The organism is Hydrocarboniphaga sp. (genome assembly GCF_028291725.1).
Taxonomy (GTDB): Bacteria; Pseudomonadota; Gammaproteobacteria; order Nevskiales; family Nevskiaceae; genus Hydrocarboniphaga.
The window spans coordinates 60,294-86,015 of record NZ_JAQGNT010000007.1; the positions used below are offsets into that span (position 1 = coordinate 60,294).

The following is a 25,722-nucleotide window of genomic DNA, read 5'->3' on the forward strand; positions in this document are numbered from 1 at the left end:
AAAAAGAACCCGTCGCGCCGGCCTCGGTGAATTGATGGACACCCTCTACACCTGGCATCGCTGGGCGGAACTGACGCCGGATCGGCTCTACGCCTTCCTGAAGCTGCGCTCCGACATTTTCGTCGTCGAGCAGAACTGCGTGTTCCCGGAGATGGACGGGATCGACCCGCTCTGCGAGCACCTGAGCGCCAGCAGCCCGGACGGACAGCTGATGGCGTATCTGCGCCTGGTACCGCCCGGCGTCAAACGGCCGCACAGCGAATCGCCGGCGGCGGCCGGTCCGGCCGTAGGGCGAGTGGTGGTCGCAAGTCAATGGCGCGGAACCGGCCTGGGGCGGCAGCTGATGGTCCGCGCGCTGGAATATTGCGGCGAGCATTACCCGGGCCAGCCGGTCGCGCTGTCGGGGCAGCAGCACCTTGAGCGCTTCTACGCCTCACTGGGTTTTGTAACGCAAAGTCCGCCGTATCTGGAAGACGGCATCTGGCACGTGGACATGAGCCGACACGCCTGATGCTTGTGCTGTAGCCGCTACCGACTGAAAATGGACTTACTTTTTGTCTTACGGAGCCGCCGGTGCCCGCCTACACGATCAGGCTTTCCAGTAAGGGGCAGCTGGTAATCCCGCGCGATATCCGCGAGGAGCTGCACTGGGAGGCCGGCGAGGAATTGACGCTGATCAAGCATGCCTCCGGTGTGACGATCCAATCCAAGCCGCCAAGACGGGTTCGCAAGCTTGTCGATCTGATCGGCTATCTCAAATCCGACGGCGCGCCGCCGGTAATGACACCGAGATCGGGAGCAGCGACAATGTTCTGCATGCGTTGAACTGGTATGCGTTGGGCGCGGACTTTGCCGACGCTTTGCACCTGTCGGTATGCGGCACCGCCATGATGTACAGCTTCGACCGTGGCTTCTGCAAGGCGGCTCGCGATGCAGGCGTGGCACCGCCCATGCGGATCGTGACGGCCGACGCCGGGGAGAACTGAGAAACCCGCTTTGTCCGCCGACACCCTTCTCATACCGTGCATGGCGGATAAAGATTATTGCGGTTGCCTGCATGCCCCGTTTTTATCCGGTCCTGGTAAGTCCCAACTTGTACGCACAGTTCTTCAATCTCCGGGAGATGCCCTTCACCATCACCCCGGACCCGTCCTATCTGTACCTGTCGCCACGGCACCAGGAGGCACTCGGGCACCTGCTGTATGGCACCGGCCAGTACGGCGGCTTCGTCCAGCTGACCGGCGAAGTCGGCACCGGCAAGACCACTGTCGTGCGCACGCTGCTCGAGCAGAAGCTGGTCGACGTGGACGTGGCGATGATCCACAACCCCAGCCAGAACGAGCTGCAGTTCGTGCAATCGATCTGCGACGAGCTGGGCGTGGTCTACGAGCGTGCCAATCTCACGCTGAAAACCCTGGTCGACGCGCTCAATGCGCATCTGCTCAAGGTGCATGCCGCGGGCCGGCGCACGGTGCTGATCATCGACGAGGCGCAGAACCTGCCGCGCGACGTGCTCGAGCAGGTGCGCCTGCTCACCAACCTCGAGACGCACAAGGAAAAACTGCTGCGCATCATGCTGATCGGCCAGCCCGAGCTCGCCGAGCTGCTGGCGCGGCCGGATCTGCGCCAGCTCGCCAGCCGCATCACTGCGCGCTATCACCTGATGCCGCTGTCCGAGCCCGAGACCGGCGAATACATCCGCCACCGCCTGCGTGTCGCCGGCTCCAATGAGGACGTGTTCGCGCCGGCCGCGATCCGCGAGATCCACCGCGCCGCACGCGGTGTACCGCGCCTGATCAACATCCTCTGCGACCGCTCGCTGCTCGGCGCCTACGCGCAGGGCACGCGCCGCGTGACACCGGAGATCGTGCGCAAGGCGGCGGTCGAATCGATCGGCACGGCCAGCGCTGAAACCGGCAGCACGCAAGCGCCGCGCAGGCTGCCGGCGTGGCTGACGTGGCGGCCGACACTGGCGCAGCTGGAGGCAACGCTGGCCGTGGTCGCGCTGATCATCGCGGGATTGCTGCTGTACGAAACCTTCTTCCCGCGCGACGCGAACCCGCCAGCCGTTCAGGTCGCGGCCGCCGAGCCGCAGAAAGCACCCGAACCAAAGCAAGCCGCAGTACCGCCGCCGGCAGAAGCGGCCAACGCCGCAACCCACAGCCCGGCACCCGCGGAACCCAAGAAGCAGGAAGCCGCGCCACCTGCAGCGCCGCCGGCTGCCACCGTCGCAGGCAGCCCCTCGCCGAAGGCCGAGAAACCGAAAGCCGCGGCGACGCCGCCACCGGCGAAGCCGAACAGCAAGACCACGCCGCCGGCCACAGCGGCGGCGACAACGCCGGCGGCCGCCACGGACATCGAGACCGCCGCGCCACTGCCGCCACTGCCCGCGAACGCCGATCTGACCACGCTGCTGCAATCGACGCAGCCGCTGCCGACCGTCGTTAGCCGACTGATCCGGCTGTGGAATCGCGACATCGTCATCGACAAGGGCGCCAACGTTTGCCGCGAGCTGTCGGCGCGTGGGCTCGAGTGCTACAAATCCAATGGCGAATGGGCCGATCTGCGCAACATGAACCGCCCGGCCGTGCTGTCGCTCACCACCGGGCGCGGCGAAGTCCAGCATGTGCTGCTGCGCGGGCTGACCGCCACGTTCGCGACGCTGGACACCGCGCGCGGCACGATCGGCGTCCCGCTCGACCAGCTCGACGCGCTGTGGAGCGGTGAATTCCTGCTGCTGTGGAAGCGCGAAACCGCAGAGACCTACCTGACACCCGGAGCGCACGGCAGCTCGGTGACCTGGGTGCGCCGCCGGCTCGCCGAGTTCAACAATGAGCCGGCCTCCGAGCCGGTCTCCGATCACTACGATCAGTCGCTGGTCGATCAGATCAAGCACTTCCAGACTCAGCGCGGGCTCGACTCCGATGGCGTGATCGGCACGCGCACGCTGATCGCGCTGGGTGAGCGCAGCAGCGGCACGCCGACCCTGGCGGCGCCGCGATGAGCTTCATTCTCGACGCGCTGCGCAAGGCCGAACGCGACCGCAATCTCGGCCAGGCGCCGCGTATCGAAGACGTGGCGCTGGCGCAGGAACGCGGCGCACCGAACGCGGGCACCGGATCGCGGCGCTGGCTGCGGATCGTCGGCCTGGTGTTGCTGGTGTCGATCGCGGCGCTGCTGACGATGCTGCTGCTGCGCAGGCCCAAGCCCGCGGCGACTATTGCGCAGGCGCCGGTCGGCGTCGTCAACGCCACCGTGCGCGGCCCGGCGCGCGTCGAAGCGCCGCCTCCCGCGGCGGCGGCCGAACCCGAAGATACCGCCCCGCCGGCTCTGGCTGCCGACGAGGACCTGAGTTCGCTGGACGACCTGTCACAGACCCCGCGCGGCAAGCAGCCGGCTGCCACAGACGAAAGCAGCCACATCGTCCGCGAGCAGGATTTCATCGCGCGGCCGGCGACCGCGGAATCCAGCAGCGAGATCGATCCGGTGGTGGTGCCACGGCCCCTGCCCTCGACGCCGGCGCCGACGCGGCTTTCCTCGTTGACCGAAGGGTCGTCGGACTCCGGCGCGACCCCGCTATTGGAAATGCCGCCCGCTTATCGCGCCGATTTCCCGGCGCTGACGGTGGAGGTGCACGTATGGGACAGCGATCCGGCCAAGCGCTTCGTGCTGGTCAACGGCCGGCGCTATTCGGAAGGCGAAACGCTGGCACAAGGCCCGCGTCTGGCTGAAATCGCGCAAGACGGCCTGGTGCTGGAATATCGCGGCTCGCGGGTGCTGTACTCGCTGCAGTGAACGCGATCCCCTAAGCGTGTAGGTTGGGGTGAGCGCAGCGAACCCCAACATGGTCGCGGCGCTGGTGGTGATCGTTGGGGTTCGCTGCGCTCACCCCAACCTACCCCCAACCTTGGTTCTACTTCTCGCCCTGACAGACGTCGCTGCCCTTGTCGAACACCACGCGCCAGCGGCCCGGTGCTTCGCGGCGCCATATCGAATTGAAAGTGGCGACGGTCTTGCCGTCTGCGCCGATGACCGGCCCCGTGCTCAGCGCCAAGTCACCCGAATCCAGCACTTCCACGCGCTTTGGCTCCCATGAGAACGGCGCGTTCGGCTTGGTGTACAGCGGCTTCCATGCTGCCGCAACCGCGGCCTTGCCGCGCAGCACTTCGTCACCCGAAAAGAACACCGCATCGTCGGCGAGAAAGACCGTGAACGCGGCGTGATCACGATCCGCCATGGTCTTGGCGAAGGCTCGCTCGCTGGCGAAAACCTCGGCCTGCAGCGCAGCGCGATCGACCGGCACAGCAGGCCGCGTCGCGCAGGCGCTGCAAGCCAGCAAGGCGCCGATCACCAGCAGGCGGCGCAGCCGCTTCATCAGGCGCGCACGCCGACGATCGCCGGCAAGGCGCGTGACAGGATCATCCGCACTTTCGACATGCCCTGCTCCACCGACTTCTCGATCTCGGCATGGATGCCGCCCTCGCCAATGCCGGCACCCCAGTTCACCGACACGGCCAGGCAGGCGTAGTCCAGCCCGAGTTCGCGCGCCAGCGGGGCTTCGGGGAAGCTGGTCATGCCAACCATGTCGCAGCCCTCGTGCTGCAGCCGCCGGATTTCCGCCGGTGTCTCGAGCCGCGGCCCCTGCGTCACGCCCATCACGCCGCGCTCGGCGACGTCCAGGTTCGAGGTACGCGCGGCATCGATCAGATGCTTGCGCAACCGCGCACTGTAGGGCTCGTTCATTTCGACATGATGCAGTTCCCAACCGTCGCCGCCGTCGGAATAGGTGTGCTCACGGCCCGAGGTGTAGTCGATCGCGTCGTCCGGCACGCCGACCGCGGCCGGCGGATACCAATGCGTGATGCCACCGACCGCGGCGATCGCGATGATGTCGGTGATGCCGGCCTCGCGCAGCGCCCACAGGTTGGCCCGGTAGTTGATCCGGTGCGGCGGGATCTTGTGGCCCTCGCCGTGCCGCGCCAGAAAACAGGCGCGCACGCCGTAGACGCGGCCGAACAGCAGCGGCGCGGACGGCGGGCCGTAGGGCGTTGTCGCCTGGATGCGCTGGTCGATCTCCAGGCCCGGCCACTGGTTCATGCCGGTGCCGCCGATGACGGCGATGCGGGGGTTGTTGCGGGGTTCGCTCATGAGTCCTGCCTCAAAAAAACTTCCGGACCTGTGGGAGCGGTCCTTGACCGCGATTGTGTCGGTGAAGCCTCGATCGCGGTCAAGGACCGCTCCTACAGTTGGGATAGCGAGTTCCCTCGCTACATGCCCTTGACCGCATAAATCGCCGGCAATTGGCGCCAGTATTCCTTGTAGTCCATACCGCAGCCGAACACGTAACGATCCTCGACGGTCACGCCGACGAACTCCGCGACCGCGCCGGGCGCGCGCCGGTTGTGGAGCTTCTCGCAGGTGACCGCGACCGAAAAACTCGCGGGCTGGAATTCGAGCAGAGCCTTGCGAATCGCGACCAGCGTATAGCCCTCGTCGAGAATGTCGTCGATCACCAGCACGTGGCGGCCGCTGAGGCGCTTGGCCTCGGGCTGGCGCTTCCACACCAGGCCGCCGCCGGTGGTCGCGCCGCGATAGCGCGTGGCATGCAGATAGTCCTGCTCGAACGCGAAATTCAGGCGGCTGACGATCTCCGCGGTCGGGATCAGGCCGCCATTCATCACTGTCAGGATCAGCGGATTGTGCTCGGCATATTTGGCGCTGATCTCGTGGCCGAGGCGGTCGTACGCGGCCTGTACCGCGGCGGCGCTTTGCAGGCAATCGGCTTCGGCGAGTACCGCGCGCGCTTCTGCGAGATTGGCCTCGGTCTGCTTCTGCAGATCGACATGCGGGGTTTTGGGTTTCATGTGCTGCCAGTCTCCTGTCGATACAGCGCGGCCAGTCTCTGCGAACTGCTGCGCCTCGATTTCACATCCTTCAATGCGTCGAGCAGCGCGACGCAGGCCGCGCGGTCGTTGCATACCGGCAGCATGTCGCAGCCAGCATGCAGCGCCAGTCGCGCACGCTCCTCCATGTTGCCGACGACGGCAGCGCCGTTCATCGACAGGTCGTCGCAAAAAATCGCGCCGCGAAAAGCCAGCTTGCGGCGCAGCACGCTCATGATCCACTTGCGCGACAGCGAGGCCGGCGTCGCATCCAGCGCGGTGTAGCGCACGTGCGCCATCATCAGCGACTCGATGCCGTCGTCGATCAGCGCCTTGAACGGCACCAGATCCAGAGCCTCGATCAGCTTCATCGCACGACGGTCGACCGGCAGCTCCAGATGCGAGTCGGCGACGACATTGCCATGCCCCGGAAAGTGCTTGCCGGTGGACGCCAGGCCCGCGCTGCGCAAGCCGGCGCGCAGCGCGCGCGCCAGTGCAATCACCACCTGCGGATCGCCGGAGAAAGCACGGTCGCCGATGACTTGGCTGATGCCGGTGTCGACGTCGAGCACCGGAGCGAAACTCAGGTCGATGCCGTAGCCCGCCAGTTCACGGCCAAGAGTCGCGCCCCAGTGTTGTGCCTCGATGCAGGCGCGCGGTGCGTCTTCCAGATACAGGCGGCCCAGCGTCGCCATCGCCGGCACGCGGGTGAAGCCGACGCGGAAGCGCTGTACGCGCCCGCCTTCGTGATCCACCGCCAGCAGCAGGCGCGGCGCGGACGGCGCGGACTTCAGCGCGAGCAAGTCCTTGCACAGCGCCGCGAGCTGGACCGGGTCGCGATAATTGCGCGTGAACAGGATGACGCCGCCGACCAGCGGATGACGCAAGACCTCGCGGTCCTCCGCGGTGAGTTCCTGGCCGGGGATGTCGGCCATGATCGGGCCGATGAGTTGTGAGGGCATACCAGTGCGGCTCGGTGGTGATCGTTTTGATTCGTTATTCGTGTAGCAGCACGCACGTTCCGACCGTCACTTGATCGAACAACGCGATGATGTCGTCGTTGGCCATGCGCACGCAGCCATGCGAGCCCGGCGTGCCCAGTGCGCAGACTGAGGGTGCACCGTGAAGGTAGATGTAGCGGCGGAACGTATCGACGCAGCCAAGACGGTTGCGGCCGCGCTCCAGGCCCGACAGCCACAGGATGCGTGTCAGTATCCAGTCGCGCTGCGGATAGGCCGCGTGCAACTCGGGCGACCACACTTCGCCGGTCGCGCGGCGGCCGCGAAACACGCTGCCGCCGGGAGCACCGGCACCGATACGCGCACGCACCACATGCAGGCCCCGCGGTGTCATGCCGGAGCCCTGGATCTCGCCGATGCCGTTGGCGCCGCTGGACACCGCGAAGTCATGCAGCGTCCTGCCTTCGCGCAGCAGCCGGAGCCGCTGGCGCCTCAGGTCGATATGAATCTCAGGATTGCCAGCTTGCATACGGGTGGCTGGCCAGCGCGTTGTTGTAATAGCGGCGTTCCTGCGTGACCTCGCTGCCGATCCATGCCGGCCGGTCGAAAGCCTGCTCCTCGGAATCCAATTCGATCTCGGCCACCACCAAGCCGGCGTTGTCGCCTTCGAATTCGTCGACTTCCCACAGATGGCCCGCATGGTTCACGTAGTGGCGCGTTTTCAGAATCAGGCCGCGGCACAGCGTGTTGATCATCTGCTCGGCCTCGATCGCCGGGATCGTGTATTCGTATTCGGCGCGCGACATGCCGACGATCGCCTGCTTGACGTTGAGCTTGCCGATGTCGCCCTCAACGCGCACGCGCACCGAGGCCGGCGCATCCAGTTCGGTCAGGTAGCCGTGGCGCATGGCGATGCGCTTGTGAGCCTGCGCGCGCCAGCCGTCACCGGTGACCAGGAACTTGCGTTCGATTTCAAGCGGCATGGGAAAGGATCGTGGCGGCGAAAGCCCATTGTAAGGCTTTGCGGGCCTCCTTCCCCCGCGTGCGGCGGAAGGCCGGGATGGGGGCGTGCCGAAAAAGAGCAGCGCCGCGACGAATGCCCCCACCCTAGCCCTCCCCCGCGTGCGGGGGAGGGAATTTCATTTGGGATTTTGCGCGTTCAAACCCGTTCGAACAGCGCCATGCTTTCCACATGCGCGGTGTGCGGGAACATGTCCATCACGCCGGCGCGAACCAGGCGGTAGCCGTGTTCGCGCACCAGCAGGCCAGCGTCGCGCGCCAAGGTGCCCGGGTGGCAGGATACGTACAGCAGGCGCGGTGCCCGGAGTTTGCCGAGCAGCGGCAGGATCTCCTGCGCGCCGGCGCGCGGCGGGTCGAGCAGTACGGCGTCGTACTGCGCATGCGCCCACGGCGCCTCGGCCTGCGGCTCGAACAGGTTGGCGCGCGAAAATTCGATCTCGAGCCCCAGCCGCTGCGCGTTGTCGCGAGCGCGTTGCACCAGCGCGTCCTCGCCCTCGACCGCGTGCACCCGCGCGCCGGCGCGCGCCAACGGAATCGAGAAATTGCCCAGGCCGCTGAACAGTTCGAGCACGTGCTCGCCGGGCTGCGGCGCCAGCCAGTCCATCGCCTGCGCCACCGCCTTGCGGCTTAATTCGGCATTGACCTGGATGAAATCGGTGGGCCGGAAATGCAGGCGATCGGGCTCCTGCAGCGGCGCATAGCTCAGTTCGCGTGGCACACCGAGCGCCGCGACCGTGTCCGGGCCGCCGGGCTGCAGATACAGATCGACATCGTGTTCACGCGCGAACGCGTGGAGCTGCTCGAGGTCCTGCGCGTCCGGCGGCGACATCACGCGCAACACCAGCGCGACGGTCTCGGCGGATGTGGCGACTTCGATCTGCGGCAACTGCGAACGGATCGTGAGACCGGCGATCAGCTTGCCGAGATCGCGCAGCTTCTCGCCGACTCTGGGATCGAGCACCACGCAGGACTCCAGCGCCGCCAGGAACGAACTCTCGCGTTCGCGGAAACCGACCAGCGCGGTGTTGTGCCGGGTGACGTACTTCGCGCCCAGCCGCGCGCGGCGCCGGTAACCCCAGATCGGCCCGGTCAGCGGCTCGGCGACCACGTCAGGCGTGACTTTGCCGATCCGCGCGAGCGCCTCGATCAGCTGCTTCTGCTTGTAGCGGATCTGCGCCTGCGGTGCGAGATGCTGCAGCGCGCAGCCGCCGCATACGCCGAAGTGTTTGCACAGCGGCGTGACGCGGTCCGGCGACGGCTGCTCGACACCGAGGGTCTGGCCTTCGTCCATTTCGCGCGACATGCGCGTGTAGCGGAAGCGCACGCGCTCGCCCGGCAGCGCATCGGCGACGAACAGCACCTTGCCATCGATGCGCGCGACACCGCGGCCGTCTTCGGCGAGGTCGCTCACATCGGCAAAGAATTCGCCGGCGGGCGGCGGCTTGCGGCGGTGGCGCGCCATCAGCCTTCAAACTCAATGATCAAAATCGGGGTTCCAGGCGACGGCGAATTCCGACCAGTGCGGCTCGTCGGATGCGGCCAGGTAATCGCGAACGCGGTCGAGTTCGTCGTCGAGTTCCTCGGCGCTGAGGATGCCGCGCATGCGCTGGAATTTCAGGTAGACCAGCCAGGTGTTCAGCACGTCGGTTTCGCAATACGCGCGGATGTCGGCAACGCCGCCGGCACGCCAGGCGTCGAATACTTTCGAGCCGTCCATGCCGAGCTTGCCGGGGAAGCCGAGCAGCACCGCGATCTCGTGCAGCGGCGCGTTGTTGCGGCCGCTGTACAGCGCCAGCACGTCCATCAGATCGGTGTGTTTGAACTCGTAGCGCTTGAGGTAGTTGTTCCACTTGCTGTCGCGGTCGAACAGGCCGTTGTCCCAATACGCCTTGGCCTGCACGCCGTGCACCAGCGCGCGGTAATGCAGCACCGGCAGATCGAAACCGCCGCCGTTCCACGACACCAGCGTCGGCTTGTAGCGCTCGATGCCGTCGAAGAAGCGCTGCACCAGCTCGGCCTCGCCGGCGCTCTCGTCGCCGAGCGACCAGATGCGCAAGTCGGAGGCCGTGCGCAGCACGCAGGAGATCGCGACGATGCGCTGCAGATGCGCCGGCATGAAGTCATTGCCGCGCGCGGCCAGCCGCAGCGTGCGCATCGCCAGCCAGACTTCCTCGTCGCTGGCGTTCGGCAGCTCGTGGATGCGCCGCGCACCCTCGATGTCGGGGATGGTCTCGATGTCGAAGACCAGGGTGGTGTCGGTCATGGGTTTGTCTCCTTCCCCCGTATGCGGGGGAAGGTTGGGATGGGGGCGCTCGCAAAAAAAGAGTTGCTCCGCGACTTCCGCCCCCACCCGCGTTTGGCCAAGGGCCAGGAGTGACTCAATGTCACTCCTGGATAAGCCAAACGCCCTCCCCCGCACGCGGGGGAGGGAAATGAATTTTGGATTCGTGCCATCACTGCCAGCGACTAATCCGGAAACACGCCGGTCGAAATATACCGATCGCCACGATCACAGATGATGCAGGCGATGGTCGCGTTCTCCAACTCCGTGCACAACTGCAACGCCGCCCAGACCGAGCCGCCCGAGGACGGGCCGCAGAATAGGCCCTCGACACGTGCGAGCGCGTGCATCGTCGCCTCGGCGTCGGTGGCGGTGACTTCGAGCACGCGGTCGATGCGCGAGCGGTCGAAGATCTTCGGCAGATATTCTTCCGGCCATTTGCGAATGCCGGGGATCGAACTCTCGCCCTGCGGCTGCACGCCGATGATCTGCACGCCGGGGTTCTGCTCTTTCAGAAACCGGCCGGTGCCCATGATCGTACCGGTGGTGCCCATGGTCGCGACGAAGTGCGTGATCGTGCCCTGGGTATCGCGCCAGATTTCCGGGCCGGTACCTTCGTAGTGCGCACGCGGGTTATCCGGGTTGGCGAACTGGTCGAGTACGCGCCCCTGGCCCTCGCGCTGCATCGCTTCCGCCAGGTCGCGGGCGCCCTCCATGCCCTGCTCCTTGCTCACCAGCACGATCTCGGCGCCGAAGGCCTTCATCGCAGCGCGGCGCTCGGCGCTCATGTGCGCCGGCATGATCAGCACCATGCGGTAGCCGCGCATCGCCGCGGCCATTGCCAGCGCGATCCCGGTATTGCCCGAGGTGGCCTCGATCAGGGTGTCGCCGGGCTTGATCTCGCCGCGCTCTTCGGCGCGGCGGATCATCGAGTAGGCTGGGCGATCCTTGACCGAGCCCGCCGGGTTGTTGCCCTCGAGCTTGACCAGCAGGCGGTTGCGGCCGATGCCCGGCAGGCGGCGCAGTTCGGCGAGCGGGGTATTGCCGATAAAATCGGCCAGAGAGGGGCTCTTCATGGGGTCCATGTCTTCAGGAGCGGGAGTTTAGCCGATGCGCCCAGGACCAAGCTCAGGATCGAGCCCATGATGCTGCTGGAACCGCCGCCGCACCTCGGCCGGATGCGCTGGATCGTCCAGGCCGCGGTATGGCTGGCGCCCTCGTTCCTGACCGCCTGGGTGGCGTTGATGTTCTGGATTCTGGCGCCGGATACGGTGCCGGTCTGGATGCGCGTGGTCGTGTTCGGCAACGCGACGCTGATGCTGGTACTGAATGCGCTGCAGCTCAGGCGCTGGGGAGGCTTCCTGCGCAGCCTGGAACTGGCTTTGCGCAACATCGCCCAGGGCCGCCTCGAGGCGCGCCTGCCGGGGTGGCTGCCGCCCGGTCTGCAGGAGATCGGCGTGCAGATGAACCTGGTCAGCCAGCAGATGCTCGGCTATCGCGACCAGCTCGAGCGGCGCATGCAGGCCGCGGTCGGCCGGCTGCGCGCGGACCTGGACCAGGCCAAGAGCGAGCTGCGGCTGGCGCAACAGAATCTGGGCGGAGTACAGAAGAATTTCCGCCAGCAGTCGGAGCTGTTTTCCGGCATGACCCACGAGCTGCGCACGCCGCTGACCGCGATCCTCGGCTTCTCCGATCTGCTGCGCAAAACGCGGCTCACCGAGCTGCAGGACGACTACCTGGCGACGCTGGACCGGTCTGCGCGCGGCCTGCTGTCGATGCTCAACGACGTGCTCGACTGGAGCCGGATCGAGGCCGGGCGGCTGAGCCTCAACCTGGAACGTTTCGACCTCGCCGACGCGGTCGAGGACGTGGTCGCCCTGCTCGCGCCGCTGGCCTACGAGAAGCAGCTCGAGCTGGTCCACATCATCTATCACGACGTACCGCTGCAACTCGACGGCGACGCGCAGCGCCTGCGCCAGATCCTGACCAACCTGCTGTCGAACGCGATCAAGTTCACCGAGCACGGCGAAGTGGTGCTGCGCGTGATGAAGGAGCGCGAACAGGGCAAGCGGGTGTGGCTGCGCGCCTCGGTCACCGACAGCGGCAGCGGCCTGACCGAACAGCAGCGCGCGCGGCTGTTCGTGCCCTTCGAACAGTTCCAGGGCGGCAACCGCCACCCCGGCACCGGCCTGGGCCTGACCATCGTCAAGAAGCTGGTCGACCTGATGTCGGGCAGCATCACCGTGGAGAGCGAGCCCGGCCAGGGCAGCACTTTCAGCGTGCTGTTGGAATTCGGCGCGTCGCCGACGCCGGTACAGACCTGGGAGCACCTGCGCAACCGCACGATCTGGACCTGCGAGACGCACCCGACCGCCGGCCTGGCGCTGAGCCATTCGCTGCAGTTCTGGGGCATCGAGGTCACCAGCTTCGACGAGCTGGCGCCGCTGGTGTCGCGCCTGCGCCACGCGCCGCGGCAGAACCGGCCGGACCTGGTGATCGTCGGCGTCAAGCCGGCCGATCTGCTACTGGAAGCGATGCAGGCGCTCGGCAGCCTGTGCATGGACGCGCATCCGCCGCTGCTGGCGCTGCTGACCTCGGCTTCGCCGTCCGATCAGCAGGAGGCGATCGACCTCGGCGCCGCTCGCGCGCTGCCGAAATCGGTCGGCCGCCTGCAGCTGTATCGCGAGCTTTGCGACCTGGTGCGCAGCGGCCACACCAAGCCGATGCTCGAAGGCCAGACGCTGCTGATCGCCGACAACAATCCGTCGAACCTGCGCTACCTCGCCGCGCTCGGCCGCGAACTCGGCGCCAGCGTGCTGGAGGCACGCGACGGCGACGAGGCCATGGCCATCTGGCGCCAGCGCGGCTGCGATTTCGCGCTGATCGACTACCGCATGCCGGGGCTCGACGGCCTGGGTGTGGTGCGCTTGATCCGCTCGGCCGAGATCAAAAAGCCCGCCGAGCAGCGCACGCGTCTGGTCGCGACCTCGGCGCACCTGGCGCCGCACGAGCGCCAGGCACTGCGCGAAGCCGGCGCCGACGAGGTGCTGATCAAGCCCTTCGACGAGGCGCAGCTGCTGCGCGCGCTGACGCCGCGGCTGGCGCGCGAGTTGCTGCTGCCGCCCGGCCCTTCGCGGCTGGCCCAGGACGCCGAGCTGCTGGAGTTGCTGTGCGAAGAACTGCCGCTGCAGCTGAAGGACCTGGAAGACGCGTTCGCGCGCGGCGATGCGGTGGCAGCACGCGCCGCGGCGCATACGCTCAACGGCAGCGCCGCGTTCTATCAGCTGGCCCAGCTGAAGGCCGCCGCCAGCGACATGGAGGAGCAGCTGGCGGCCTCGGCGTTCAGCGGCGTCGTCGCCGGCGGCCTGCCGCGTCTGCGCGCGGCACTGCATGAAACCCTCGAAGTGATCGGTGCCCGTACCGACAGCGAAAACCCGACGTAGGTCGGCAATCCCTTGCCGACGTGTACCGTCGATGCGCAATGAAGGCCACACGTCGGCAAAGGATTGCCGACCTACGTCGAGCGCTCCAGCGTCACCACGGCGCAGACCAGGTCGAGCTCGTCGGTGATGCTCAGGTGCATCGCGCCGATGCCGCGGCTCGCGAGCATCGCCTGCACGCGCGGTGTCACGCAGAGTTCCGGGCGGCCGTGCTGTATGCGCGTCCAGCCGACCTCGTCATGCGCGATACCGCGAAAGCCGGTACCCAGCGCCTTGACGAAGGCCTCTTTCACCGCAAAGCACTTCGCCAGGTAATTGACCGGGTTTTTGACCGTGCCCAGCCGCTGCAGCTCCAGCGGATGCAGGATGCGCTGGGCAAGACGCTCCGCATGCCGGCCATGCACCTCGGCCATCCGCGAGATGTGCAGCAGGTCGATGCCGACACCGTAGATCGCGCTGCGCGCCGGCGCTGCGGTTGCCGCCGCGCGAGGCACGCCGCCGGCATAGGTGCCGCCGCGACGAAACGAGCCGCCGCTCATCGCCGCTTCACCCGCGGCCCGCGTGCAGCGCCGCCAGCATTTCGGCAACCGCCTCGCGCATGCCGACCATCAGCGCGCGCGCCACCACCGCGTGGCCGATGTTCAGCTCGACGATCTCGCTGATGCCGGCGATTGGACCAACGTTATGCAGATTCAGCCCATGGCCCGCATGCACCTCGATACCGGCGGCATGCGCGGCGCGCGCAAACTGGTCGATGACGACGAACTCGCCGGCGGCGGTCTCGAAATGCGAAGCATCGGCGTAGCGGCCGGTATGAATCTCCAGGTGCGGCGCGCCGCTGGCGACGCAGGCCGAAAGCTGCAGCGGGTCCGGATCGACGAACAGGCTGGCCTGGATACCCGCATCGGCCAGCCGGGCGCAGACATCCTTGATCCGCGCCAACTGCCCCGCGACATCGAGCCCGCCCTCGGTGGTGCGCTCCTCGCGTTTCTCCGGCACCAGGCAGACGAAGGCCGGCTTCAGCCGGCAGGCAATCGCGACCATCTCGTCGGTCACCGCCATCTCCAGGTTCACCGGCACCCGGCTGACCGCGAGCAGGCGCTGCACATCGTGATCCTGGATGTGCCGGCGGTCCTCGCGCAGATGCACGGTGATCGAATGCGCGCCAGCCTCGGCCGCCAGCAGCGCGGCCTCGACCGGATCGGGATACGGCGCCCCGCGCGCCTGGCGCACGGTGGCGACGTGGTCGACGTTGATGCCGAGGCGCAGTGCTGGGACCATGAAAATTGGGCTCTGATGTAAGTCGGCATTGTAGCCGCTGTGCCGACGGCAGGACCCAAGCTGGCGCAGCGCTATACCGCACATTTTCTGATCCGGGGCGCCGTCCTCACTGTTGAGGATGCGCCAAGACTGGCCCGCTACCAATGATGAGGTCCCCTAGCTTGCAGAGCGCGATGCCGCTCCCAAGCAACCACAGCACGTGAGGACCTAACATGCCCGATCTCGACAAACCACTGAAATGGACCGAAGCGAAGCCTGATGAACTGAAGATGCTGCGCGCACTGCAGGGCAACATCCTGAAAGGTCACGGACGCCACTTCACGGCGAATATTTTCCTGAGGTTCGGCAAGGATCAAGGCAAGTCGCGCCGCTTGCTCCGTGACCTGGGCAACCATCACGTCACCGACGCTTATTCGCAGTTGCTCGCGGCGCGGGATTTCAAGAAGTGCGGCAAGTCGGGAGGCGACTTCTGCCATGTCGCGCTGGCATTCGAGGGCTACGTGGTGCTGGGGCTTGCAGACAGCGCACCCGGCGACGAAGAGTTCAGACAACAGGACGGCATGCGCTCGGCAGGCAGCAGAACGGATCTTCACGATCCCGAACTCGGTGAATGGGAACCGGAGTTCCGCCAAGCCCTGCATGCAATCGTGCTGGTGGCGTCGGATACCGAGGCCACATGCGGTATGTTGGCCAGCCGTATCAAGTCCCGAGTCGAAGCCGGCGATGCCACCGTCGTCAAGATCCAGCGCGGCAAGCAGCTGATCAACGCCGCTGGCGAGGGTATCGAACACTTCGGCTACATCGACGGTCGCAGCCAGCCGCTGATGCTGGTCGAAGATATCGAGCACGAGGCAGAAATCACAGGCACCGCTCTTTGGGATCCGAGTTTTGGCCTCGGCACGGCGCTGGTCGCCGATCCCGGCGTGTTGGCTCAGCCCGAGAACACCTACAGTTTCGGCAGCTACTTTATTTTCAGAAAGCTCGAGCAGAATGTGCGTGGGTTCAAAAAGCGCGAGCAGGACATCGCCGACGCTCTGATCCCCAAAGGCGGTAACCGCGAACTACCCGGTGCAATGCTCGTCGGCCGGTTCGAGGATGGAACCCCGATCACGATGTCCAACAGTGCAAGGGGGACTTCGCCACCCAACGACTTCAATTACGACGGCGACAACGGCTCCCGTTGCCCATTCCACAGCCACATTCGCAAGACCAACCCGCGTGGCAGCGGCGGAGCGGAGCAGCAAGAAAAGGAACGCTTGCACCTGATGGCACGTCGAGGGATCACGTACGAGGACATCGCGCGTGACGTGCACCCGGAAGAATTGCCAGAAGTAGAAAGCTCGGCGGAGTTCGACGAGCATGTGGCGCCTCATTTGCCGGAGCGGGGCGTAGGCCTTCTGTTCATGGCCTACAACAGCGTGATTGCAGACCAGTTCAAGTTCGCCCAGCGGTTCTGGGCGAATTCCGACCGCTTCCCTGTGGGCAAGCCCGACGCAGCAAACGGCATCGACCCGGTGATCGGCCAAGCGGCAGTGGTGGGCAGCCAACGGATACCTGTCGAATGGGACATGCCCGACAAAAAGGATGGCGCCGACATCCACTTCTCGGGATTCGTGAAAATGAAAGGCGGCGAATACTTTTTCTCGCCGAGCCTCACGTTCCTGAAAGGGATCTAGCCGCTGGCGCAACACAGGCTAGCGCCGATTTTTCAGGCCTCCCTCCCCGCTCGCGGGGAGGATTTTGCGTGCGCGGCAACCAATGGCTCATCGGCTTTTTACAAGAGCCGAGGCGCACAGCTTCCCTAGCGACTCCCGCGACTCGTCATCAACCTTGACGATGATCCGCTTGCCTGCTTCGCCCATCGTTGAAGCATGGTCGATCACGCAGAAAGCGCGTGCCCTGACCCTCTCTCCACGACAACCGCAGGGACTTGCACGATGGCCTCCAGCGCTTCAACCAATACACCCGTGCTCAACGGCATCGCCGCTGCGGCCAGTGGCCTGGAAGGTTTCGACCCCGCTGCAGGCAGCCTGCGCGACTTCGTCCATACCCGCCCCCAGCGCGTGGAAGACCGCGCGGCCGACTTTGAAGCATGGCGCTCGGCGCGGGAAAACGTGGGCTATTGGCCGTATGCCAAATACCTGGTGGAACCGCCGCGCGCGACCACCACGCTGCAGCACTCCGACGGCAGCCGCTACTCGGGCGTCAACTTCGCGACGCAGGACTACCTGTCGCTGTCCACGCATGCGGCAGTAAAAGCCGCGGCCGCTGCGGCGATCGAGCGCTTCGGCGTGCACAGCGCGGGTTCCATGGCGCTGGCCGGCAACGTCCATGAAAGTCTGGCGCTGGAGGCGTCGATTGCCGACATGCTGCAGATGAAGCATGCCTTGCTGTTCCCGACCGGCTGGGCCGCAGGCTTCGGCATCGTCAAGGGCCTGGTCCGGCAGCAAGACCATGTGGTGCTGGACGCACTGGCGCACAACTGCCTGCAGGAAGGCGCGATGGCCGCCACACGCAACGTGTATCGCACCCGGCATCTGGATCTGGCGCATGTGCACAGCACACTCGCGTCGATCCGCGAGAAAGATGCCGCGAATACCGTTTTGGTTGTCACCGAAGGCATTTTCTCGATGGACGCGGACGCGCCGGACATCAGTGCGCTGCAGGCGATGTGCCGCCATTTCGGCGCCACGCTGGTGGTTGACGTGGCGCACGACCTCGGCTGCACCGGCCCCGGTGGCACTGGCGAGATCGGCCTCCAGGGCATGCTCGGCGAAGTCGATATCGTGATGGGTTCGTTCTCCAAGACCTTTGCCAGCAATGGCGGTTTCATTGCGACGAACAGAACGGCAGTCAAGGAATTTGTGCGTGCGTTCGCGCCGACCTGCGTTTTCTCCAACGCCTTGTCGCCGGTACAGGTCGCCGCGGTCGGCACTGCGATCGCGATCATCCGATCGCTCGAAGGCGAGGGTCTGCGCAAGCGGCTATCGGTGGCAGTCGCCGCACTCCGCGACGAGTTGACCACCTGCGGCTTCGCTCTGCTGGGCAAGCCGCATGCGATCGTTCCGATGATCGTCGGCACCGAAGCCGTCGGCCGGCGTGCTGCGCTGGAGGCCACACGCGAAGGCGTGCTGGTAAATCTTGCTGAGTTTCCCGCCGTGCCGATTGATCGATCGCGCTTCCGACTTCAGGTAATGAGCGCGCACGAACCGGAGCAATGCCGGGCCGCAGCACGGGCCATCGCAAAGGCCGTTGCCAGAAGTTCGGCGGCCGGCTTCGCTCTGTCATAGGCCGTGTCATAGGCCGTTTGCAATTCCACCGTTTTAATCCAGGGAGATCTTCCATGAAAGTTTCATTGCTCACCGTCGGTCTGCTACCGGCGCTGCTCAGCCCCGCTGCGTTCGCGCAAGGAACGCCCTGCGGCGTGGCGGCGCCGGACCCCGCATCCGCTTTGGCAGATGAGACCAGCAAGCGGAAATTCGTCGAGGAGGGCAAGCGCTACCTCCGGGCCGCCGCCTACAACGTCCAAAATTCCGGCAACCCGCTATGCCTGGACGACGTTCAGAAGCTCACCGAACCTTTGAACAGCCAAGCATTCGTCGATTCACTGGATCTGACGCCGAACGACGCAAAAGACCTTCATCAAGCTTTGCAGATCATCCAGAAAGGCGCGGGAAAACAGCGTAAACAGGCGGAAAAGAGGAACCTCGACCTGAAGCAGGTGGGGAGTGCGCAAGACGCCGTTACAGGCACGACTACAGGGAACAGTTTCGTAAAAAGCACCAACGAAAAGGCCGAGGTGGCGAGGTCTACCGAAGCCAGCGCCGGCGGTGCCGGCGCTACAGTCGGCAACTTCCTCGGCGACGGAGCGCGCTATAGCATCTATGCCGGGCCGGCTTATACGCTGACGCCGGACGGTAGCTGGAGCAGTGGCGTCGATACGGTGTTCCGCTCCGAAACCGCGCCGAAGGGTGCGTTCCGCGGATACTTTCAGCTGAGCTACACCACGCGCGGAGGCCCCAAGGCTGAGGACGGTGAGCCGGACGACGGCGCCGAAACCGAGGCCGGCGAGACCGCACCGGAGTTCGTCAGCCCGTTCGATGCCAAGGGCGGCATCGTCAACATTCAGACCGGCGGCAACTGGATGCCTTTTTCTGATCCTCCGTACGACTGGCTCGGGCTGAGCGGGCGGCTCGGCTACGAAAGCTTGCCGACCGAGGAAGGCAGCAGCGGCCTCAATACCTTCAAGCCCTTCGTCTCCTTCGGCCTGGTCACGCGCACGATCTACACCGATCAGCATTCGCTGGGGCAGATCTTCCTGGGTTACTCGCGCGACTATCGCTGGGACAAGGATCTGACGGGGGATTCCAAGAACCGCTACGACCGCGTCGTGTTCTCGGGCCTGCTGGAACTGTTCCAGGTCGAGAAAGCGACGATCGCCACGCGCCTGTTCGCCAGCATGCCGGTCACCGGCAAGGGCGACACCGAGTTCCGCATCAGCATCCTGGCCGGCTTCAAGCTCGAAGATATTGCGCAGACCCTGGGCTCACCATGAGTAAGCCGCGCGGCATCGCGTACGACGCATCTTTGAACGCCTTGCTGAGCCCTGGTCTGGCGAATGGTTTCATTACCGCCGCTGTCAATCCGTCGATCGAGGCGCTGTGTGCGGAACTATCCCGGCTGGTGTACCGGAAGTTTGAGCTGGACCATCAGTGCGACAGCGATCTGCAGAACACGCTCAAGACGATGGGCCTGCTGAAGTCCGAGCGCTTGCTGTGCGACGCCGAATCCGGGACGCAGGCCATGGGCGTGATGAGCCGCGACACCCGCCGCGCTTTCCTGGTTTTTCGCGGGTCGGATGATGTGCTCGCGTACTGGACCAACTTCCAGTTTCTGCCCGAGGACTGGGAGCCGCAATCGATACCCGGCGGCCAGGTACATCGAGGTTTTTCCGAGGCCCTGCGCTCGGTCTTGCAACCGATCGAACAATGGCTGAAGGATGTCGAGGGCGCGGAGCTGATTGTCACCGGGCACAGCCTCGGCGCTGCGCTGGCCACACTCGCCGCTGCGCGCTGGCCGTTCAAGCGGCTGGTAACTTTTGGATCGCCGCGCGTCGGCAACCAGGCCTTCGTCGCATCGCTTCAGTGCGGCATCACGCGCTACGTCGACTGCTGCGACTTCGTCACCACGGTGCCGCCGACCGCGCTCGACTATGCCGACGCCGGTCCTGCCACTTACATCGATCGCGATGGTGGCGTTCATGACAGGCCCATCGCCATGGCGACTTTCTGGGACCGACTGCGCGCTCGCATCCGGTATCCGATCGACCACGCTTTGAGGCCCCTCAGCGTCCCGGTCCGTGACCTTGCGGATCACGCACCGATCAATTATCTGCGGGCGCTGATGTGAGCGGCCACGGCCCGCGATCGATCAAGCCATGACTGAATTCGTCCGCACCGTCATCCGCTTTCGCTGGGCGGTCATCACCGCAGCAGCGCTGCTCACGCTCGGCGCGGGCGCGCTTGCCACCAGCCTGCGCATAGTGATCGATCCCGCCGCGATCCTGCCGCAGTCGCACCCGTTCGTTGCGTCCAAGGGCGTATTGGAGAATGTGTTCGGCGAGAAGTACGCGCTGATCGTCACCGTTGCACCCAGGGATGGCCGCGCCGATGCGGCGACCGTGCGCCACAAGGTGACCCAACTCAGCGATGCGCTGTTGAAGCAGAAAGGCATCATTCGCCACACGCTGCAGAGCGTAGCGTCTCCCAACACCAAGGCGATCGACGCCAGTGTGGACGGGTTGGTGGTACAGCCTTTCAGCCGGTCGCTGGATCAAGGCCGGCCGCTGACGGAATTGCTGGCGCAGAACCCGGTGTACCGGGATTTCATCGCATCCGAAGACACTCGCACGCTGGCGGTGTTCGCGCAGTTCGAGGCCGACCCGCAGGGTTACGGCGCGATTCTGCGCCGAGTGCAGCCGGCCATCGATTCGATACGCGACGACAGTGTCGATGTAAGCGTTGGCGGCCATGTGCTGATACTCGGCGAGATCGAACTATTTTCCGAGCGGATCATCTTTCTGCTGCCCTTGGCGATCGTGCTGATTGCGCTGGTGCACTTCGAGGCGTTCCGCAGTATCCAGGGCCTGATCCTGCCGCTGGTAACGGCGAACCTGGCCTTGATCTGGGTGCTGGGCATCATGGGCGCCAGCGGCATCCAGCTCGACGTCTTCAACGCCACGACGCCGATCCTGATCCTGGCGGTTGCGGCCGGGCATGCGGTGCAAATTCTCAAGCGCTATTACGAAGAATACGAGCGGCTCTCGGCCATCGGTGGCCTGTCGCCGATCCAGGCGAACAACGAGGCGATCGTGACAGCGATCGACAAAGTCGGCCGCTACATGATCCTGGCTAGCACGGTGGCGGCCCTGGGCTTTCTGTCACTGATGGTGTTCGAGATCAGGACCGTCAAGACGTTCGGATTCTTCACCGGCTTGGGCATCGTCAGCGCACTGGTGATCGAGCTGACCTTCATACCGGCGCTGCGCTCAATGCTGCCGCCGCCGAAGCCGCGCACGATCGGCGCCAACAAGCCGTCCCTGTGGCTGCGGCTGACGCGATGGCTGGCGGCGTATCTGCCCGGCAGCAATCCTTATTGGGTCTGGACCGCCGTCAGCGTTATGGCCCTCGCGGGAGCAACGATGGTAAAGCTGGAAAATTCCAACAGCTCCAACTTCGCCGACTGGACCCAAGTCAGGAAAGACGACGCCGCGATCAACAGCGCTCTCGCCGGCACGCAGCTGCTGTACCTGATGTTCGACGGCGGCAGGGACGACGCCTTGAAGGACCCGGCGGTGTTGCGCGCGATCGGGCGGATTCAAGCTGCGCTGGCCGTGCATGCGGGCGTCGGCAAAGTGGTTTCGATCGTGGATCTGCTTAGACGCATGAACAAGTCGATGCAGGGCGGCAGCGCCGACGCCGATGCCCTGCCCGAGTCCAGCGACCTGGTCGCCCAGTATTTTCTGCTGTATTCGCTCTCGGGCGATGCGCGGGATCTGGAAAGCTACGTCGACTTCAACTACCGCCGCGCGAACGTAAAGGTGTTCGTCAAACAGGACGGCAGCACCTACATCCAGCAGCTGATCACGTTCGCGCAGGCGCAGGCCCGGCGAGAACTGCCTGCCGGTGTGACGATGACTATCGGCGGCGGCGTAGCTGAGGCGGCCGCCTTGAATCAAGTGCTGGTACACGACAAGTTGTTGAACATCGCGCAGATCGGCATGGTCGTGTTTCTGATCTCGTGCCTGGTGTTCCGGTCGCTGGTTGCCGGCCTGCTGGTTTTGTTGCCGCTGGGCATCGCCGTGCTGGTGAACTTCGGGCTGCTGGGCTGGCTCGGCATCCCGCTCAACGTGCCGACGTCGCTGATCTCGGCGATGGCCGTGGGCATCGGTGCCGACTATGCGATCTACGTGATCGCGCGCTATCGCGAAGAGGTGCGCAAAGGCACGCCAGACCCTGTGACCGCCACGCTGACGTCGGCCGGGCAGGCTTGCCTGTACGTCGCCACCGCGGTCGGCGTGGGTTACGGCGTGCTCGGCCTGTCGTCCGGGTTCCACATCCACCAGTGGATGGCGTTGCTGATTGCGTCGGCCATGTTCTGCAGTGCGACAGCCGCCATCACGCTGATCCCTGCGTTGCTGTCGCGCTTCCGTCCGGAGTTCGTCTATGGCCGCTGATATCCGCAGGCTGGTGTTGTTTTCGATTGCTCTGAGCTGGTCCGCGAGCGTGTTTGCAGAAACGGCCGATGAGCTGGCGCAACGCAACTACCAGCACAACCGCGTGCTCGACTCGACCGCCGATCTGACGATGACGCTGGCCAACAAGGCCGGCGATCAGCGCGTGCGCAAGCTCAGGTCCACTACCAAACTCAAGGCCGACGGCATCGACAACATGCGGTTGCTGACCTTCAGCTATCCCGCCGACGTCAAGGGCACCACGACGCTGCTCGTCGAGCAGACAGGGCGCGACGACGACATGTGGATCTACCTGCCGGCGCTGAAAAAGGTGCGCCGCCTGGTCGCCCAGAACAAGCGCGACAGCTTCGTCGGCTCCGACCTGAGCTTTGGCGACATCCTCGGCCACAAGCCGCAGGACTGGACGTTCAAAAAGGTCGGTGAAGAAATGCTGGACGGCGTAGCGACAGCGGTGATCGAAGCCACGCCAAAAAACTCGGAGGTCGCCAGAAACACCGGCTACTCGCTACGCAAGCTGTGGCTGGCAGCCGACACTGCCGTGGCGCTGAGAACGGACTACTTCGACGAGGCCGGCCAGGCTCTGAAAACCGTCACCGTCAGCGACGTGCGCGCCGTAGATGGCGCACCCGGCAAGACCCAGTTCATGCGGATCGAGGCCAGCAACCAGCAGAGCGGGAGCCGTACGACGATGAGCTTCGACGGGTACAAAGCGAGCGTCGGCATCAGTGCAGATGTGTTCTCGCCATTGGCGCTCGAACCCTGATCCCCGGTCTTTGCTGACACTTGGCAGGCCGCAGCCTATGACCAGCGACCGCAGACTGCGCAAGGTCGGCTTGCTGAGCCTGTTGCTAACTGCTTGTGGAGTGCAGCGCTGCGAAGCGCTGGCAGTGCCGGAGGCCGATCACACGTTCGGCGACGAACAGCAACCCTCTTGCGCAATGCTGCTGAATTCGATGCTGCCCAGGAATTGCCTGATTGGCAAGATGTCGATGAGCCTGGGCGTTGCATCCGCCGCGCCGGCAGCGTCCTTATCCGCCAGAGAAAAGCCGGCGAGCGCCCCGAGCAAAGGCCAGTCCGAGCTCGATGTACGCGTCTCTACATCGGTGTGGTCGGGCAATCGCAAGCTGGACGATCAGACCGGCGTCGTCTATCCCCGCGTGAACGTAAAAGCCGCCCACAAAATGCCGTCCGGCGTCAGCCTGTTTGCCGAAGGCTATGTCGGCGACGAATACAGCCTGCAGTCGGACAAGCCGCGCGCGCAAACGGCGATCAGGGAGTTGCACCTCGGCTACAAGCACGGCGCTGCATCCGGTCGCGTCGGCCTGCAGATCATCCCCTGGGGCCGCGCCGACGTGGTGAACCCGACCGACAACATATCGGCCTACGACTACACGCTGCTCGTACCCGACGATGCCGAACAGCGGCTCGGCGTCCCCACCGCGAGCCTGGTCTACCGGATGGAGTCCGCGTCATTACAGACGCTATGGCAGCCATTTTTCCGCGCCAGCGAAATTCCGCTTCCGCCGATCAGCGGCGCGCGGTACCGCGATGACAAACCAGAAGGTCTGCAGGCCTCGGCTGGCATCCGGCTGGATGTGAGCGGCGAACCGATCGCGTGGTCGCTCTCGTACTTTCGTGGCCCATCCAAACCTCCGAACCTGGCGCTCGCTCCGGCACGGGTGGCGCAAGGCATTCTCGACACCAACCATCCCATCGTCTCGACCTACGGCCTGGACTTTGAATCTCTCGCCGGCCGCTGGGTGCTGCGCGGCGAAGCCGCGTACAACCACGTTGACGGCTCCGACAGCGACCCGCTGGCCAGCCGCGAATCGTTCGCGCTCGGCGTACTGGGCGTCGAGCGGAGTTTCGGCGAGGCATCGGCGTTCTTCCAAATCACCTATCGACGGATATTCGACTTCATAGATCCGTACGAGATGCAGGAACCATTCCGAGAACTCGCACTCGCAAATGCCACGGTTAACGCAGAGACGGCGCAATCGCTACTCGGCTTCGGCACCGGCTTTGCTTTGAATACCAGCGATCTGCGCTGGTCGGCCGCGGCGGACCTTGCTTACTTTCCAGCGACGGAAGATTTTTCGATACGCCCGCGTCTGCGATACCAAGTCAGCGACGCGGTTTCGTTGTGGATTGGCGCTGACTACCTACGGGGTCCGTCGACAGCATCACTGGGCCGGCTCGCAGATAACACGGCCGGCTGGTTGGGTTTTAGCGTCAACGCATTGGACAGCAGCCGATGATGATTTTTTTTGGCTCTTCAGGAAATCGAGTGAGTGATATTCGCGGCATTGGATCGTTGCCTGGCACCTCCTATGGCTCTTGGACCGACGCTGGCGCGGCACTCCTGTCTTGGGAGCTGAGCTTCATCAGTCTTGATGATGAATTCAGGGTGGTCGGGCCAATAAGGTAGTGATACGCAGCACATCGGGAACGTCATGGACAAGCGTGCATATCGTTTCGGGCGGCGGTCATCGCAATCTTCAGCAGTGTGCTCACGCTTCCAGACGCATCGGACGCCGGATCGGGCAGTCTGCGGGCGTGCGACCCCGCGAAGTAGCGGGGTCGTGGTGGCCTCCGGTCCCTAATGCATCGACGCGGACCCGCTCAGCCCCTCCCGCCGAGCGCCGCGTAACCACCAAGAAGAGCCGTCATGACCCGAATCCAGTATCGACCGCTGCCCAAGTACAAATACCAACTCGTCGTTGACCACGAACAGATGATCCGCATCCGTCCAAGGAACCCGATTGCCACGCCGTTCATCAAGCTCTCCGCAGATGGGCTTCTGAAGATCGGGAAAGACTACGCCTGGGACGGCCCCAGCGGACCGAGCTTTGACACGCTCAACTTCATGCGCGGTTCGTTGGTACACGACGCGCTGTATCAGCTCATGCGGATGGAGCATCTGGACTACCAGATTCACCGCGAAGCCGCAGATGACGAGCTGCGCGACATCTGCATCGAAGACGGCATGCCCAAAGTCCGCGCCTGGTGGGTCCATAAGGGTGTGCGTCTGGGCGGCAAGTCCAGCGCGCAACCTCCGGAGCCGCCCGTTCCTGCAGCGGTGTGGGCGCCATGAGTGGGAACCCGC

General features: G+C 65.1%; 25 protein-coding genes. 14 read left to right on the forward strand and 11 right to left on the reverse strand.

Annotated features, from left to right (window positions below; genetic code table 11):
- Positions 1-34: 34 nt before the first annotated feature.
- The 5 genes from JWQ90_RS01785 to JWQ90_RS01805 all read left to right on the forward strand — a co-directional run bounded on the left by JWQ90_RS01785 (position 35) and on the right by JWQ90_RS01805 (position 3,795).
- Complete coding sequence (locus tag JWQ90_RS01785; RefSeq protein WP_299688449.1) at positions 35-511, forward strand: GNAT family N-acetyltransferase; 477 nt, start codon at positions 35-37, stop codon at positions 509-511.
- A gap of 62 nt (positions 512-573) precedes the next feature.
- A complete protein-coding gene (locus JWQ90_RS01790) occupies positions 574-825 on the forward strand; it encodes an AbrB/MazE/SpoVT family DNA-binding domain-containing protein (protein ID WP_299688451.1) in 252 nt (83 codons plus the stop codon).
- Positions 822-986, forward strand: coding sequence for a hypothetical protein (locus JWQ90_RS01795; protein ID WP_299688454.1), 165 nt, complete (start codon positions 822-824; stop codon positions 984-986). The genes JWQ90_RS01790 and JWQ90_RS01795 overlap by 4 nt, the downstream gene beginning before the upstream one ends.
- A gap of 137 nt (positions 987-1,123) precedes the next feature.
- Positions 1,124-3,004, forward strand: coding sequence for an ExeA family protein (locus JWQ90_RS01800; protein WP_299688456.1), 1,881 nt, complete (start codon positions 1,124-1,126; stop codon positions 3,002-3,004).
- The gene (locus JWQ90_RS01805; RefSeq protein ID WP_299688459.1) at positions 3,001-3,795 is read left to right on the forward strand and encodes a general secretion pathway protein GspB; all 795 of its coding nucleotides are present in this window, start codon (positions 3,001-3,003) and stop codon (positions 3,793-3,795) included. Before JWQ90_RS01800 ends, JWQ90_RS01805 begins: the two co-directional genes overlap by 4 nt.
- A 118-nt stretch (positions 3,796-3,913) precedes the next feature.
- Here JWQ90_RS01805 and JWQ90_RS01810 read toward each other — a convergent pair whose 3' ends face one another.
- From JWQ90_RS01810 to cysM, 9 genes are all read right to left on the reverse strand, one after another.
- Positions 3,914-4,375: a nuclear transport factor 2 family protein gene (locus JWQ90_RS01810; RefSeq protein ID WP_299688462.1), complete on the reverse strand. Its 462-nt coding sequence runs from the start codon at positions 4,373-4,375 to the stop codon at positions 3,914-3,916.
- A complete protein-coding gene (locus JWQ90_RS01815; RefSeq protein ID WP_299688464.1) occupies positions 4,375-5,148 on the reverse strand; it encodes an S-methyl-5'-thioinosine phosphorylase in 774 nt (257 codons plus the stop codon). Before JWQ90_RS01815 ends, JWQ90_RS01810 begins: the two co-directional genes overlap by 1 nt.
- 119 nt (positions 5,149-5,267) lie before the next feature.
- Positions 5,268-5,864: a hypoxanthine-guanine phosphoribosyltransferase gene (locus JWQ90_RS01820; protein ID WP_299688467.1), complete on the reverse strand. Its 597-nt coding sequence runs from the start codon at positions 5,862-5,864 to the stop codon at positions 5,268-5,270.
- Positions 5,861-6,844 carry a beta-N-acetylhexosaminidase gene (gene nagZ / locus JWQ90_RS01825; protein ID WP_299688470.1) on the reverse strand — a complete coding sequence of 328 codons (984 nt, stop codon included), beginning with the start codon at positions 6,842-6,844 and terminating at the stop codon, positions 5,861-5,863. Before nagZ ends, JWQ90_RS01820 begins: the two co-directional genes overlap by 4 nt.
- A gap of 34 nt (positions 6,845-6,878) precedes the next feature.
- Positions 6,879-7,370: a L,D-transpeptidase gene (locus tag JWQ90_RS01830; RefSeq protein ID WP_299688473.1), complete on the reverse strand. Its 492-nt coding sequence runs from the start codon at positions 7,368-7,370 to the stop codon at positions 6,879-6,881.
- Complete coding sequence (locus JWQ90_RS01835) at positions 7,351-7,824, reverse strand: CYTH domain-containing protein (RefSeq protein WP_299688476.1); 474 nt, start codon at positions 7,822-7,824, stop codon at positions 7,351-7,353. The genes JWQ90_RS01830 and JWQ90_RS01835 overlap by 20 nt, the downstream gene beginning before the upstream one ends.
- Positions 7,825-8,000: 176 nt before the next feature.
- Positions 8,001-9,323 (reverse strand): 23S rRNA (uracil(1939)-C(5))-methyltransferase RlmD, encoded by a 1,323-nt coding sequence (rlmD, locus tag JWQ90_RS01840; protein ID WP_299688479.1) that lies wholly within the window; start codon positions 9,321-9,323, stop codon positions 8,001-8,003.
- Between the two features lie 12 nt (positions 9,324-9,335).
- Entirely contained in the window at positions 9,336-10,124 is a 789-nt protein-coding gene (locus JWQ90_RS01845; protein WP_366919406.1) for a 3'-5' exonuclease, read from the reverse strand.
- 203 nt (positions 10,125-10,327) lie between these two features.
- Complete coding sequence (cysM, locus tag JWQ90_RS01850; protein WP_299688484.1) at positions 10,328-11,218, reverse strand: cysteine synthase CysM; 891 nt, start codon at positions 11,216-11,218, stop codon at positions 10,328-10,330.
- 66 nt (positions 11,219-11,284) lie between these two features.
- On the opposite strand from cysM, the gene JWQ90_RS01855 reads away from it, so the two are divergent.
- Positions 11,285-13,585: an ATP-binding protein gene (locus JWQ90_RS01855; RefSeq protein WP_299688487.1), complete on the forward strand. Its 2,301-nt coding sequence runs from the start codon at positions 11,285-11,287 to the stop codon at positions 13,583-13,585.
- A 71-nt stretch (positions 13,586-13,656) separates the two neighbouring features.
- Here JWQ90_RS01855 and acpS read toward each other — a convergent pair whose 3' ends face one another.
- Together acpS and JWQ90_RS01865 are read right to left on the reverse strand one after the other, a co-directional pair.
- A complete protein-coding gene (gene acpS / locus JWQ90_RS01860; RefSeq protein ID WP_299688490.1) occupies positions 13,657-14,121 on the reverse strand; it encodes a holo-ACP synthase in 465 nt (154 codons plus the stop codon).
- 7 nt (positions 14,122-14,128) lie between these two features.
- Positions 14,129-14,863, reverse strand: coding sequence for a pyridoxine 5'-phosphate synthase (locus JWQ90_RS01865; protein WP_299688494.1), 735 nt, complete (start codon positions 14,861-14,863; stop codon positions 14,129-14,131).
- A gap of 212 nt (positions 14,864-15,075) precedes the next feature.
- Between JWQ90_RS01865 and JWQ90_RS01870 the strand changes: the two genes are divergently transcribed.
- From JWQ90_RS01870 to JWQ90_RS01905, 8 genes are all read left to right on the forward strand, one after another.
- Entirely contained in the window at positions 15,076-16,539 is a 1,464-nt protein-coding gene (locus JWQ90_RS01870; RefSeq protein ID WP_299688497.1) for a hypothetical protein, read from the forward strand.
- A 261-nt stretch (positions 16,540-16,800) separates the two neighbouring features.
- A complete protein-coding gene (locus tag JWQ90_RS01875; protein WP_299688500.1) occupies positions 16,801-18,153 on the forward strand; it encodes an aminotransferase class I/II-fold pyridoxal phosphate-dependent enzyme in 1,353 nt (450 codons plus the stop codon).
- Entirely contained in the window at positions 18,081-19,418 is a 1,338-nt protein-coding gene (locus JWQ90_RS01880; RefSeq protein WP_299688503.1) for a hypothetical protein, read from the forward strand. The genes JWQ90_RS01875 and JWQ90_RS01880 overlap by 73 nt, the downstream gene beginning before the upstream one ends.
- Entirely contained in the window at positions 19,415-20,272 is an 858-nt protein-coding gene (locus tag JWQ90_RS01885) for a lipase family protein (RefSeq protein WP_299688506.1), read from the forward strand. Before JWQ90_RS01880 ends, JWQ90_RS01885 begins: the two co-directional genes overlap by 4 nt.
- A 28-nt stretch (positions 20,273-20,300) precedes the next feature.
- Positions 20,301-22,598, forward strand: a complete 2,298-nt coding sequence (locus JWQ90_RS01890) for an MMPL family transporter (RefSeq protein WP_299688509.1) — start codon at positions 20,301-20,303, stop codon at positions 22,596-22,598.
- Positions 22,588-23,379: an outer membrane lipoprotein-sorting protein gene (locus JWQ90_RS01895; protein ID WP_299688512.1), complete on the forward strand. Its 792-nt coding sequence runs from the start codon at positions 22,588-22,590 to the stop codon at positions 23,377-23,379. Before JWQ90_RS01890 ends, JWQ90_RS01895 begins: the two co-directional genes overlap by 11 nt.
- Before the next feature lie 37 nt (positions 23,380-23,416).
- Positions 23,417-24,874 (forward strand): hypothetical protein, encoded by a 1,458-nt coding sequence (locus JWQ90_RS01900; RefSeq protein ID WP_299688515.1) that lies wholly within the window; start codon positions 23,417-23,419, stop codon positions 24,872-24,874.
- Positions 24,875-25,284: 410 nt separating this feature from the next.
- Positions 25,285-25,710: a hypothetical protein gene (locus JWQ90_RS01905; RefSeq protein WP_299688518.1), complete on the forward strand. Its 426-nt coding sequence runs from the start codon at positions 25,285-25,287 to the stop codon at positions 25,708-25,710.
- Positions 25,711-25,722: the final 12 nt, after the last annotated feature.